The organism is Blastococcus sp. VKM Ac-2987, assembly GCF_026967805.1.
Taxonomy (GTDB): domain Bacteria; phylum Actinomycetota; class Actinomycetes; order Mycobacteriales; family Geodermatophilaceae; genus Blastococcus.
In genome coordinates this window covers 557173-569297 of sequence record NZ_JAPVBG010000001.1, presented here as the reverse complement: position 1 = coordinate 569297, position 12125 = coordinate 557173, and the positions used below count along the sequence as shown (strand labels likewise).

Annotated in this window: 12 protein-coding genes and 1 tRNA gene; 8 read left to right on the top strand and 5 right to left on the bottom strand. The window is 69.9% G+C overall.

Features of this window, described 5'->3' with window-relative positions; all coding sequences use genetic code 11:
• Positions 1-15: 15 nt before the first annotated feature.
• From O2W17_RS02760 to O2W17_RS02740, 5 genes are all read left to right on the top strand, one after another.
• Positions 16-993, top strand: a complete 978-nt coding sequence (locus tag O2W17_RS02760) for a CPBP family intramembrane glutamic endopeptidase (protein ID WP_269190861.1) — start codon at positions 16-18, stop codon at positions 991-993.
• A 335-nt stretch (positions 994-1328) separates the two neighbouring features.
• Positions 1329-1901, top strand: a complete 573-nt coding sequence (locus tag O2W17_RS02755) for a CPBP family intramembrane glutamic endopeptidase (RefSeq protein WP_269190860.1) — start codon at positions 1329-1331, stop codon at positions 1899-1901.
• A 243-nt stretch (positions 1902-2144) separates the two neighbouring features.
• A complete protein-coding gene (locus tag O2W17_RS02750) occupies positions 2145-3113 on the top strand; it encodes a CPBP family intramembrane glutamic endopeptidase (protein ID WP_269190859.1) in 969 nt (322 codons plus the stop codon).
• A 107-nt stretch (positions 3114-3220) separates the two neighbouring features.
• Positions 3221-3457 (top strand): hypothetical protein, encoded by a 237-nt coding sequence (locus O2W17_RS02745; protein ID WP_269190858.1) that lies wholly within the window; start codon positions 3221-3223, stop codon positions 3455-3457.
• Positions 3458-3798: 341 nt separating this feature from the next.
• The gene (locus O2W17_RS02740; protein WP_269190857.1) at positions 3799-4056 is read left to right on the top strand and encodes a nickel-binding protein; all 258 of its coding nucleotides are present in this window, start codon (positions 3799-3801) and stop codon (positions 4054-4056) included.
• A gap of 33 nt (positions 4057-4089) precedes the next feature.
• On the opposite strand, the gene O2W17_RS02735 is transcribed toward O2W17_RS02740, so the two are convergent.
• Positions 4090-6981, bottom strand: a complete 2892-nt coding sequence (locus O2W17_RS02735) for an AAA family ATPase (protein ID WP_269190856.1) — start codon at positions 6979-6981, stop codon at positions 4090-4092.
• A gap of 162 nt (positions 6982-7143) precedes the next feature.
• Between O2W17_RS02735 and O2W17_RS02730 the strand changes: the two genes are divergently transcribed.
• The 3 genes from O2W17_RS02730 to O2W17_RS02720 all read left to right on the top strand — a co-directional run bounded on the left by O2W17_RS02730 (position 7144) and on the right by O2W17_RS02720 (position 9948).
• A complete protein-coding gene (locus O2W17_RS02730) occupies positions 7144-8514 on the top strand; it encodes an FAD-binding oxidoreductase (protein ID WP_269190855.1) in 1371 nt (456 codons plus the stop codon).
• Between the two features lie 37 nt (positions 8515-8551).
• Entirely contained in the window at positions 8552-8914 is a 363-nt protein-coding gene (locus O2W17_RS02725) for a hypothetical protein (RefSeq protein WP_269190854.1), read from the top strand.
• A gap of 206 nt (positions 8915-9120) precedes the next feature.
• Positions 9121-9948 carry an alpha/beta fold hydrolase gene (locus tag O2W17_RS02720; RefSeq protein WP_269190853.1) on the top strand — a complete coding sequence of 276 codons (828 nt, stop codon included), beginning with the start codon at positions 9121-9123 and terminating at the stop codon, positions 9946-9948.
• 514 nt (positions 9949-10462) lie between these two features.
• Here the strand turns inward: O2W17_RS02720 and O2W17_RS02715 are convergent.
• From O2W17_RS02715 to O2W17_RS02700, 4 genes are all read right to left on the bottom strand, one after another.
• Positions 10463-10536: transfer RNA gene (locus O2W17_RS02715), tRNA-Gly, on the bottom strand.
• 36 nt (positions 10537-10572) lie between these two features.
• A complete protein-coding gene (locus O2W17_RS02710) occupies positions 10573-11661 on the bottom strand; it encodes a site-specific integrase (protein ID WP_269190852.1) in 1089 nt (362 codons plus the stop codon).
• Positions 11661-11909, bottom strand: coding sequence for a helix-turn-helix domain-containing protein (locus O2W17_RS02705; RefSeq protein WP_269190851.1), 249 nt, complete (start codon positions 11907-11909; stop codon positions 11661-11663). The genes O2W17_RS02710 and O2W17_RS02705 overlap by 1 nt, the downstream gene beginning before the upstream one ends.
• Entirely contained in the window at positions 11839-12117 is a 279-nt protein-coding gene (locus tag O2W17_RS02700; RefSeq protein WP_269192059.1) for a hypothetical protein, read from the bottom strand. Before O2W17_RS02700 ends, O2W17_RS02705 begins: the two co-directional genes overlap by 71 nt.
• Positions 12118-12125: the final 8 nt, after the last annotated feature.

The window sequence follows — 12125 nt, the reverse complement described above, 5'->3', positions numbered from 1 at the left end:
GGCGAACGTGACGTCGTGATCCCGTGGATTCCGCTCGGAACGGGCCGAGACCATTCCCACGGCGATACCGACCTGGCTGAAGGAGAACAGGACATGGATGAATTCCGTGGTGCAGCCACATCGCCTGCGGTTGATCGCCCGACAGGCATGACGTTCAGGTCGGTGTGGGCGTTCTTCGCCCTCACGTTCGCACTCTCCTGGGGAATCGTTGCACTCCTGATCGCCTTTCCCGATCGCATCGAGGCGATGTTCGGGGAAATGGGTTACACCAATCCCGTGTTCATCCTGGCGGTGTACGCCCCGGGCATCGTCGTCCTTCTCATGGTGTGGAAGCACTACGGGCTCACAGGGCTCGGGAGCTTCTTCCGTCGCCTGACGCTCTGGCGCATGTCGCTCGCGTGGTGGCTCGTGCTGCTGGTCGGGATGCCGGCGGTGTTCTACGCGGGCGCCGCCATCAGTGGCAGCCTGACCGACCCCTTCCCGTACTCGCCGTGGTACGGGGTGCTGCCGGCGCTGGCGATCGCTCTGTTCATCGGTCCGGTCGAGGAACTCGGCTGGCGCGGCGTGGCCCTACCGCTCCTCCAGCGCCGCTGGACGCCCTTGGTGTCCGCGTTGATGCTCGGCGCTGTCGCCGCGGTGTGGCACCTGCCGGCGTTCATGCTCAGTGGCACGAGGCAGAGCGCTTGGGCGGTCGGCCCCTTTCTCCTCGGAGTCGTGGCGATCTCCGTGATTCTCACGCCGATGTTCAACGCGGCCCGCGGCAGCCTGCTCGTCGCGGTCCTCTTCCACTTCCAGATGAACGGGCCGGCGTGGCCGGACGCCCAGCCCTGGGACATGTTCCTGTTCGCTGCCGTCGCCGTCCTCGTCGTGCTGGTGAATCGGAGAACCATGCTGAGCCGCAGCGGCGCAGCCACCGAAGTCCTGATGCCAGGAGAGGAGCGGTCCGGTGACCGAGCAACCTCTGCAATGCCCCGCGACGCCCGAGTTGACTGACGTCCCGCGCAGCGGATGAGCAGGCAATTCCTCCATGGCCGACATGGGCGATCACTGATCGACCGGGGTGGTGACCTGAACCTGTGACCAGGACCGAGCGAACGGGTCGCCAGTACCTTTCCCTCGCATCCGACGCCGGGCGGTTCTTCGCCTTGGCCTTCGGAATCAGCTGGGCGTTGTGGGCACCACTACTGGCCTTCGGTCGATTCCCCGGTGGGCAACTGCTCGGCGTTGCGGGCGCCTTCGGGCCGTTCGTGGCCGCGGGGATGTCGATCCGACGGCGACACGGCAGCCTCGAGCCTCTGTGGCGGCCGCTCGTGCGCTGGCGGGTGTGAGTGCGCTGGTATCTCGTCGTCCTCGTCGGTCCGGTGCTGGCCATCGTCGCCGCGACTGCCGTCGCCAACGCTGTCGGGACCGGAGCCGGGCAGCAACCGATGGGATGGGCGGCATTTCCCGCCGCACTTGCGTTCAGCATCGTGCTGGGCGGGGGCCAGGAGGAGCCAGGATGGCGAGGCTATGCCCAGCCCGCCCTCCAAGGCCGCTTCTCCGCACTGTCGAGCAGCCTCATCGTCGGAGTGCTGTGGGCCGTCTGGCATCTGCCGCTGTTCGCCGTTCCCGGCGCGACTCAATCCGGAACCGGGCTCAACTTCGGCGTCCTGTTGCTGTACGCCCCTGGCATGGCGGTGCTGCTGGCCTGGATCTACAACTCCACCGGGGGCAGCGTCCTTCTCTGCGTCCTCGCCCACGGTGCGGCCAACGCGGCCACCGTCGCGGCCTATCCCATCGCTGGGACGACCTCCCAGCTCGTCCTCGCCGCAACGGTCTGGGCATTGGCGTTGACGGTGATCGTGATATCCGGTGCCCGCACACTCGGGGGCGACGGTGCGGGGGTCCGAGGATCGCAATAGTCATCCGGAGACAGGAAGTTGCTTCCGCGGCTCTTCTGCCGGCCCCCTCCTTTCTGTGGGGCCACGTTGGTCCGTCCGGCGGTTCTCGGTCCCGCCGTCCCGACCTAGCGTCGTCACAGCGGAACTTCCCAGGAGTTCCGGCCCCCGCCCCGATTCATGCGGCACTGGCGGGCGAGCCCAGGCGACGACTTCGGCGAGCGGCCGACTCGCACGTGAAGTCCAGATGCACCAGGAAAGGCGATCATGTCCACTCGCTGGGCACGCAGCATCTTCTGGAACGGCGAGAAACGGCGGGCGCGAATTCCGTGGTTGATCGCGCTACCGCTCGTCGGTGCATACGCATCCATCATCGTGGCGGGCGAGGTCGTCGACGGTGCGCTTCCCGCGCCGGCGCAACAGCTGGTGGTCAGCGGTGCCCCGGCGATCGTGGCCGTCGCACTCATCCTCTTGAGCCGGCGATTCCTCGGCGCTCGCCGCGGGCTTGCCGACTACGGGCTCCGGGTCGATCGGCGCTGGGTGGTCGACCTGTTGGCCGGGCTCGGCATCGGGGTCGTCGGCGTCTCCATCCCGTTCCTGATCGGCATCGGCATGGGATGGCTGGACGTCGTGGCAGTGTTCCACCGCGGCGAACTCGCGCTCTGGTCGGGGATCGGGCTGTACGGCCTCGCGATGCTGTGCACGGGGCTGTGGGAGGAGCTCGTCCTCCGTGGGGTGTTCGTGTGCAATGCAGCTGACGGACTTCGGCGATGGCTGTCTCCCCGCCGTGCCGTCGCCGGAGGCGTGGCGGTCAGCTCGATCGTGTTCGGACTGGGCCACCTCGGGCAGCCAGAGATCCCGGCGTTCATCCTGACCTGGATCCTGGCCGGCGTGGTCTTCGGCGTCATCTACGTGTACAGCGGCAATCTGGCTCTCGCGATCGGTGCGCACGCCACGTACAACATCACCTACAACGCCGGCTTCTCCCGCACGGACATCGCCGGCAGCGAGGACTTGTCGGCGATCACTCGCATTTCCCCCGACCCGTTCCTGACCGACATCGGGCCGGGAGGGCCGATCGAGATCGCGGCCTTTCTCTCGGTCGGCGTGCTCGCCCTCGGATGGCTGAGCCTGACGCGGGGCTCCCTCACCGTCCAGTCTGCCGCCCTTGGGCTGGACACGAGCTCACAGACACGGGAGCCCAGACCTACTCCCGTGTCGAACGGCCGATCGTAGGGCGGCCTCGCGCGCTGTCGGTGGCGGTGGAGCCACTGCGGGGCTCCGGCCCGTCAGGGCTTGACCGACCCAGTGGGCCCGAGCTCGAACCAGGCCCGTTTGCCGCCGTGGTGATCGTCGCTGCCCCAGCGGTCGGCGATCGTCTGGACCATTCGGAGTCCACGACCGCGCGGCTTTCCGGTGTCGAGCTCTCGAACGACTGGGCGTATGGACGAACCGTCCACCACGGCGATGCGCAGCAGGTCTCCGGACATCGAACCTTCGACGGTCAACGCAGCCTCGCCGCCGACGTGGTCGACGACGTTGGTGACGGGTCGGTGACCAACAGTTCGACGTCTTCTTGATCCTGTGATGCGTTCCAGGCCGCCAAGAGCTCGGTCACAACGTGGCGGGCTGCCGGGACGTTGCGCGGCACCGGGGGAAAGTCGAGCGTTGCGTGCAAGGTGGACATGGGGGCGGCTTCCGCTCTGCTTGGAGTGGCTACCGCGGCGACGGGTGCATAGCTGTGGTGCCAGGGTCCCCCGCTGTGCAGGCCCTGATCACCACGCTACCCGTGCCGAGGGCCATCGAACGTCGACCGAAATGCCGTACGTCAACGGGCTCGTCGCAGCCCGTGCCCCGGTCCGCGCCCATGGTGCGCGGGTACGGTCGGGATCCCGTCGAAAGGCCTGCCGTGCCCGTCTTCATGATCGAACGCCGCTACGCCGACGACCTGGAACTCACCGCGGACGACGCGAACGGTGTCAACCGGATCAACTCGGAGGAGGGCGTCGAGTGGCTGTACTCGTTCCTCTCCGCCGACAAGCGCAAGACGTACTGCCTCTACGAAGCTCCCTCGGCCGAGGCGATCAGAGGCGCCGCCGCACGCGCCGGGCTGCCGGCTGACGTCGTCGTCGAGATGAGGGCGATGGTGCGGCCGGACGGCTCCTCGGAGCCGCTCTGACCGAAGGCGGTCCCGATCGAGGCACGCCGGTCGCTAGTCGAGCAGTCCGTGGGCCGCAGCGAACATCGCCGCCTGCGTCCGGTTCCCTGAGCCGGTCTTCAGCAGGATGCTGCGCACGTGGTTGGCGGCGGTGTTCTCACTGATCACCAGACGCTCGGCGATCTCCCGGTTGAGCAGGCCCTGGCCGAGCAGTTGCAGCACCTCGGTCTCGCGGCAGGTGAGGTCACCCGGACGCCGGAGGGGGGCCCGGCCCGGCGCGGTCGCGTCGAGCAGTCGCAGCACCCGCCGCAGCCCCCGTGGTTCGGCCAGCCGACGGGCCCGGCCGCCCAGCTCGTCCAGGGCCCGGGCGTCGACCCCGTGCCGCCGGCCGTGCGCGACCTGCGCAGCGAGGGTGTGTGCCTGGTGCAGCGCCGCCCCCATCCTGGTGTCCAGCTCCCACGCGGCGGCGAGCTCGGCGTCGGCCGTCGCTGCGCCCAGGAGCGAATCGAGGGCACCCAGGTACCGGTCCGCGCTGCCGAACACGGCGACGAACTGGCCGGCGACGAGGTTCGTGCCCGCGTACTCGGCGATCAGCGGCCGGAGCGTCCGTGCGGCCGGCTCGTCCTCCAGGAACAGCGCCGCCTCGACGGCGTAGACCAGAACGCAGGGCCACTGCGCCGAGTCCTGGTGGCGGGCCAGCCGCCCGTCGAGCAGCCACGCCAGCAGGCGTGCAGCCGGGCCGGCCAGGTGCAGCTCGGTGTAGAGGGCGAGCAGGCCGGGCGCCCAGTGGTCCTCCGGCCGCTCGTCGCCGGTGATCAGCGACCGGACCTGCTCGACCGCGCCGGTCTCGCGCCGGATCATGTAGCTCTGGACGGCACACGGGCCCTCGGTGTCGTCGCTGCCGAAGGAGGTGCCCAGCTCCAGCAGCGCATCGCAGGTGCTCTGAGCCGCGGCGAGGTCCCCGACGAGGAACTGCCGGGCGTAGCTCACGCAGCCGGCCATGTAGTCGAAGAAGCCCTGCCCCGTGACCCGTGCCATCCGGACCAGGTCGTCATGGGCCTGTCCGAGGGATTCCGGCTCACCCTGCAGGTACGAGATGACGCCCCGGTAGTAGGCCGCCGGGCCCAGGTGGCCCAATGCGCCGGTCCGGTCGGCGAGTCGGGAGAGCTCTCCCGCGCGGGCGAACTTGTCGGGTGCGTCCTTCGGGCGCAGACCGTTCCACAGACTGGCCTGCAGGGCGTGGGCGAGCAGGTCGTCATCCCCGAGCGTCCGGGCCAGTTCGATCGCCTGACGGCCTAGATCACCGGCCTGCTCGGTGTCGCCGGTGAAGGCCAGCGCCCGTCCCAGGCTGGCCACGCCGCGGACGTAGGCGGGCTCGGCGGCATCATGCTCGATCTTCGCCAGGGCGTCGACGAGCAGCTGCACCGCGCGGTGGCCGGGCAGTCCGGGACGCCAGGAGGCATCCTCGTAGGACACCGCCCCTGCCAGCCGTTGCTCTGCGTCGGTCGCGCCGAGGGCGACGTGCTCGGCGAGCGCGCGGGCGCGGGCGAAGTCGCCGGCCAGGAGGTGGCTGTCGGCAGCGGCGAGTACCAGCCGGCCGCGTTCCGTTCCGGCGTCGACGAGCGCGGCGGCCTCCTCGAACCACTCCGCGGCGTCCTCGTGGGCGAGGCTGCGCGCCGCGGAGCGGGCGGCCTCGGTGAGATACCGGACCGCATCGCCGGCGTGGCCCAGTGCCTGCGCCTGCGCGAAGTGGAAGGCCAGCTGCTGGGTCCGCCGCTCCGAGGCAGGGATCGTGGACTCGACCGCGCGCGCGACCTGGGCGTGCTGGTTCAGGCGACGTGAGGGCGGCATCAGGTCCAGCACCGCCTGGCGGGACAGGGCGTGGGGGAACCGCAGTACGCCGTCGGTCGGGGGCACGGGCTCGAGCAGCCCGAAGGCGACGGCCTCGTCCAGGCCGGCCAGGGTCGTCTCCCTGCCCCACTCCGCCGCGACGAGCACTGTGGCGACCTCGACGTCCTCCCCGATGACGGCGGCCAGCTCCAAGGTCTGGCGCCCGGGCAGCGTGAGGCGTTCCAGCCGGTCGAGGATCGTGTCGCGGACCGAGGCCGGTGCGTGCCGCGGGGCCATGCTGCGACCCGGCGGCCTGCCGTGGATGGCGTCGTCTCGCCACAGCTCCCGGAGGAAGAACGGGTTGCCGCCGGTTTGGTCCCGCAGCGCCGTGGCGGCGCTGCGCGCCTCGTGGGCGGAGAGCTTGCCGACCTGGATGAGGTACTGAGCGATGTCGTCGGCGGTCAGGCCCGCCAGGTCGAGGCGGCGCACGCCATCGAGCCGGTGCAGCCGCGCGATGGTGCGGACCAGCGCGGGCGATCGGTCCGGCGCGGTCGTCCGGTGGGTGCCCAGAACAAGTATCGGGCAGTCCGGAGTTCGTTCCGCGATGTGGGCGAGCAGCTGCAATGACGACGGTCCGGCCCAGTGCAGGTCCTCCAGGGCGAGGACCAGTGGTTGCCGGGCGGCGACGTCGCAGATCGCCTCGACCGCCGCGTCGTACAGCACCCGCCGGTGTTCGTGCGACGGAGCGTCGGTGCCCTCGGGAGGGCTTCGTCCTGCGAGCATCGACAGCCGCTCGTCGTGGCGGGGATCCGCTCGGATGCCGAGCAGGGCGTCGAGCGGCTGCCCGAAAGGCTGGTACGGGGGACCGAACTCCGCAGCGCAGCTGCCGACGAGGACCGCCGCACCGTGTCCGTGCAGCGTCGAAGCGACCTCGGCCACCAGGCGGGACTTGCCGGCCCCCGGTTCGCCGCCCACGAAGACGACCTGCCGGCTCCCGGTCAGCACCGCTGACCAGACCTCCTCCAGCGTGGCGAGTTCTGCCCACCGGCCCACGAAGGCCTGGCGCGCCGGCGAGGACCAGCGCGCCGGCAGCGGCGGTGGCGTCCAGCCGGACATGCGTCCGACGCTAGACCTCCCTGGAGACATGCGTCGATGACCAGATCTGGCTATGGGCGGTCGCCGGGACGATTCCGCACTTCTGGTCATGTGCCGGCCGCCTAGGCGTCCCTAGCGTCGGAGGAACACGCCCGAGCGGCGGACCGATCCCGAGGAGCAGCCATGGTCATGTCAGCACTCGACACCCTCGCCGAACGGGTGAGCGGGCCCCTGGTCCGCCCGGGCGATGAGGCCTACGAGGACGCCCGGCACGTCTACAACGCCATGATCGACGCGCATCCGGCGGTGGTGGTCCGGTGCGCGAGCGCGGCCGACGTGGTCGCCACGGTGCGGTACGCCGCCGAGAGCGGCAGCCCGCTGGCCGTGCGGGGCGGGGGGCACAGCGTGCCCGGCTTCGGCACGGCGGACGACGCGGTCGTGGCGGACCTGTCGGACATGCAGGCGGTGGACGTCGACGACGAGAGCCGTACCGCCACCGCCGGGGGCGGCACCACCTGGGGCCGCTTCAACGACGTCACCGCCGCCCACGGCCTCGCGACGACCGGCGGCATCATCTCCACCACCGGCGTCGGCGGCCTGACCCTGGGGGGCGGCATCGGCTACCTCAGCCGCGGCTACGGGCTCTCCTGCGACAACCTGCTCTCGGCCGAGGTGGTGACCGCCGACGGGTCCGTCGTCACCGCGAGCGAGTCCGAGCACCCCGACCTGTTCTGGGCGCTGCGCGGCGGGGGCGGCAACTTCGGCGTGGTGACCCGGTTCACCTTCCGGCTGCACCCGGTGACCACCGTCTTCGGCGGACCGATGTTCTTCGAGCTGTCCGACGGCCCGGCGATCCTGAGGCACTTCCGGGAGTTCATCCGGGCGGCGCCGCGCGAGTACGGCGGCTTCCCCGCCTTCCAGATCGCGCCGCCGCTGCCCTTCGTCCCGGAGAACCGCGTCGGGGAGCCGTTCGTGGCGGTGGTGTCCTGCTGGACCGGCAGCCCGGCCGAGGGCGAGCGGATCCTCGACGGGTTCCGCCAGGTGGCCCGTCCGGTGGCCGAGCACATCGGCGAGATGCCCTACGCGGCGCTCAATAGCGCGTTCGACGGACTGGTGCCGCCGGGGCTGCAGCACTACTGGAAGGCCGCCTTCGTTCGCGAGCTGACCGACGACGCGATCGCCGCGCACATGGAGCACGGGCCGAAGGTGCCGACCGTGAACTCGACAGTGCACCTGTACCCGATCAACGGCGCCGTCCACGACGTGGCGGCCGACGCCACGGCATTCGGGCACCGCGACGCATCCTTCGCGCCCGTGATCGCCGGGATGTGGCCGGACCCGGCGGACAACGAGCGCAACACGGCATGGGTCCGCGACTACTACGCCGCGATCGCCCCGCACTCCGAGCCCGGCGGCTACGTCAACTTCGCCTCGGCCGACGACCAGTCGCGAGCCGGCGCCAACTACGGCACAAACCACGCCCGGCTGCGGGAGGTGAAGCGCCGCTACGACCCCGCCAACCTGTTCCACCTGAACCAGAACATCCAGCCCTGAACCGGTGCCCACGCGGCACCCGAACCGAGGAGACACCATGCGCGTCATCAACCGCACGGACCTGCCCATGATCATGGAGGGCGAAGGGCTCGAGTTCCGGGCCGGCCAGGCCGACGAGAACATCATCGCGTGGGTCCGTGTCCCCGCCGGCACCGACCTCCGGCCGGCTCTGGTGGGTCTGCCCGGTGACCTCTGCCCGTGCCCGCACTGGGGCTACATGGTGTCGGGCAGAGTGCTCATGCACACCAAGAACGGCGACTCCACATACGAGGCCGGGCAGGCCTTCTACTGGGCGCCGGGGCACGCGCCAGAGGCGCTCGAGGACTCGGAGTACCTCGACATCTCGCCGACGGCCGGGTTCGAGGCGGTCGTCCGCCACTTGCAAGGCGGCTCCGCTTAGCTCGTCTCCGCGCCCTGAAAGCGCCCGATACCGACGCGAGGACGACCTCAGGGTGCGGCGATGGGCCGGCCACGTACGCCGCATCGACGGGCAGGCGGCCCGCCGGGACCCGTAGCGCTCGGCGGGAGGACCCGGCCGGGTGACCTTCTCCGGCTTCCCCTGCGTCCGTGGTGCGTGGAACCGCACGAGACCCGGAGGAGATCGCCATGAGTACCGCGAGCACCCACTTCGTCACGACTCCCGACGGCGTCGTCATCGGCGGCACGGTGCACGGCCAGGGGCCGTCGCTGGTTCTCGTGCACGGAGCACTCGGCGACGGCGACATCGACTGGCAACCGCTGCTGCCGCACCTGGCCGGCCGGTTCACCTGCCACCTGCCGAGCCAGCGGGGCCGCGGCCGGAGCGGGGGCGCCCCCGACATCGGTCGCATGCTCGACGACGTCCTCACCTACGTCGACAGCATCGGAGGACCGACCGGGCTGGTGGGCTGGTCGGGCGGCGCCGCCTGGGGGCTGGCCGCGACGGCGCAGTCCGACGCGGTGGACGCGGTCGCCGCCGTGGAGCCCCCGATGGACGCCCTGCGTGACGAGCAGGAACAGGCGGCGATGGGGGCCGCCGTCACCCGCATGGGGCAGCTGGCCGCCGAAGGAAGGTCGACCGATGCCGTGCGCGCGCTGGCTGCCTGGCCGCTGACCGATCATGACCTGGCCGCGGCCGAGGCCGCCGGCTACATCGAGGCCGCCGGGCGCTACGTCCCGAACACCCTCGCCGTCTTCGGGCAGCTGATGCAGTACCAAGGTCCGCTGCCCGGCGATCCGGCCGTTCTCGGCGCCATATCGGTCCCCACGTTGATGCTGCACGGGTCGGACACCAAGCCCTTCTTCGCCCGTAGCGCCCGATACGTGGCAGATCACGTACCTGGCGCACGGCTGCACGAGATCCCCGGCGCCGGACACGCCATCCCCCTGACTCATCCCGAGGAGCTCGCCGAGGTCCTCACCGACTTCTTCGCACCAGCCCGGAACCTGGCGTGACCCGCCGGCTGGTTGCGACGTCACGAGAACGGCATGTTCGAGGGCTTGATCCGGACGGGCCGAGGGACGAGCGTCGGACGCGGAAGGTCGGCCACGGACCTGTGTCCGGCCCTCCGCCGGGGCGGTCAGCAGCGCCGCCCCGTCCAGGCCGCTGACCAGCGGCTCCGCTGTCGAACTCCGCACAGCCGAAGGCCACGGCCGCCGGCACGATCGGCTACCGCCTCGGGTCTCCGGAAGCCGTCGGTGGCAGGCAGTGCGACCGTGACAGGGCCCGGCAGCCGGCCACAGACGGTCCGGTCGCAGACCGGTCCACCGGATGGCTCCCCGTCGCCGCCGGCTGGTCAGAGGAGGCAATTCCATGGCACCGACGATGGTCGACCCCGTCTCGCTCCAGGCTTAAGCACCGGCCAAAGCCGGTGGTCAGCGGTCAGGGGGGGTACCACCGTTGAGGCACGAGAGCGGCGCCAAGGCCGCGCTGAGCTGCGCCGAGGGGGAATACGAGCTGGTCAGTACATGGAGCGGGTGACCGGGATCGAACCGGCATGGCCAGCTTGGAAGGCTGGGGCTCTACCATTGAGCTACACCCGCGTGACCTGCAAGAACAGGCCGTGACGAACAGCTCTACTACGAGGCCGTGCCTACAGGCTGCCTAATCGCTTCGCTCATCGCCGCAGCTAGTGTCGCATCCCGGTCCTGCTCCGCTCGCTGGTACCTCAGTGCCATGGCCGGGGAGGCGTGCCCGAGACGGGCCTGTAGCTCCTTGGTTGTTGCGCCGGCACGAGCCGCCCAGGTGGCCCCGACTCCTCGAAGATCATGTAGGTGGCTGTGCTCGGGCAGCCCCACAGCATCACGGGCGGGCACCCAGACACGATTGGCGAAGTTGTTGCGCCGGATGGGTGCGCCCTTGGGGCCAACGAAGACGAGGCCGCGGGGCCCTGGTTCGGAGTAGCTCTCGACGTGCCTACAGAGTTCAGGCATGACGTGGGGAGGAACAGCCACAGTGCGCTTGCCGGCCTCGCTCTTGGCCTTCATGACGGTGACGGTGCCTGCCTTGAGGTCAACGTCGTCTCGCCTCAGTGCCGCCAGCTCGCCCAGGCGCAGACTCGTCCATGCCGCCATGAGGATCAGCGCCCGCCACCGCTCGTCAACCTCATCAGCCAGCGCTTGCACTTGAGCGAGGGTGAACATGGGCCGCTCGCTCGTGCGCTCCTGGCCCGCCCCCCGGATCGCGCAGGGGTTCCGCCCGATCATCTCGTCTTCCACGGCGGTCTGACAGACGGCACGGAGGAAGCGGTAGCTCTTGGCCGGGACGGTGGAGCCTTCGCCGATCTTCTTCGACAGTTCGGCATACCAGGATCGAACGGCCGAAGCTGTGAGCCCTCGCATCTCGTAGGTGCCCAGGACCGGGGCGATGTGCTTGTTCAGCAGCGAGCGATACAGCTCAGCCGTACGGGGTGCGAGGGGCTTGCCCTTGACCCGCCGCGTGGTGATCCACTGCTCGGCGTAGCCCTTGAGCATCACCTTGGACTCGCGGGTGTCGATCCACTCGCCCTTGTCCACCGCTGCCTGGTGATGAGCAAGCCAGCGGTTGGCGTCCGTCTTCGTTGCGAAGGTGCGCGGGGCAGGGTGCTGCTTACCTTCAGGACCGAACCAGCGCGCCTGGTAGCGCCCGGAGGCGAGGCGACGCACAGTGCCATAGATGCGCTTGCCCATCAGTCCTCCACGGGGTCAACCATCTGCGCAGCGATCCACGCCTCGACGTCTTCACGGCGGAACTTGACGTACTTCCCCACCTTTACGTAGCGCAGTCGCCTTTCAGCAACAAGACGCCTAACGAACCGCTCACCTGTCCCCAGGCGTTCGGCTACTTCTCCACAGCTAAGGAGTGGATCAGCAGAGGGCGTCGGCGAGGATGCGTGTCGCCCTGGCTTGTCCGGGCTCGGCAATGGCGACGAGGGCACGGATCACTTCGCCATGCTCGGACCAGTCGACTTCGCCGCTGGTGATTGCAATGAGCTGGAGAATGGTCGGGCAGTCATCCGGTTCAGTCTGGAAGCAAGGCCGGGTATCGTTGCCCTCGAACATGGCGAAGTGGTAGCCGCCCCACTCCGCGGAGTAGCCGACCTCAACAAGCTCGCCTCCGCGTCCTGTGGTCTTCAGTGGCTCCATGGCTTGAT

What these genes read in the sequence shown, in the direction of transcription:
- O2W17_RS02720 (WP_269190853.1), top strand. Translation starts at nt 9,121, where the DNA reads ATGAGTACCGCGAGCACCCACTTCGTCACGACTCCCGACGGCGTCGTC.
- O2W17_RS02725 (WP_269190854.1), top strand. Translation starts at nt 8,552, where the DNA reads ATGCGCGTCATCAACCGCACGGACCTGCCCATGATCATGGAGGGCGAA.
- O2W17_RS02735 (WP_269190856.1), bottom strand. Translation starts at nt 6,981, where the DNA reads ATGTCCGGCTGGACGCCACCGCCGCTGCCGGCGCGCTGGTCCTCGCCG.
- O2W17_RS02740 (WP_269190857.1), top strand. Translation starts at nt 3,799, where the DNA reads ATGATCGAACGCCGCTACGCCGACGACCTGGAACTCACCGCGGACGAC.
- O2W17_RS02700 (WP_269192059.1), bottom strand. Translation starts at nt 12,117, where the DNA reads ATGGAGCCACTGAAGACCACAGGACGCGGAGGCGAGCTTGTTGAGGTC.
- O2W17_RS02730 (WP_269190855.1), top strand. Translation starts at nt 7,144, where the DNA reads ATGGTCATGTCAGCACTCGACACCCTCGCCGAACGGGTGAGCGGGCCC.
- O2W17_RS02750 (WP_269190859.1), top strand. Translation starts at nt 2,145, where the DNA reads ATGTCCACTCGCTGGGCACGCAGCATCTTCTGGAACGGCGAGAAACGG.
- O2W17_RS02710 (WP_269190852.1), bottom strand. Translation starts at nt 11,661, where the DNA reads ATGGGCAAGCGCATCTATGGCACTGTGCGTCGCCTCGCCTCCGGGCGC.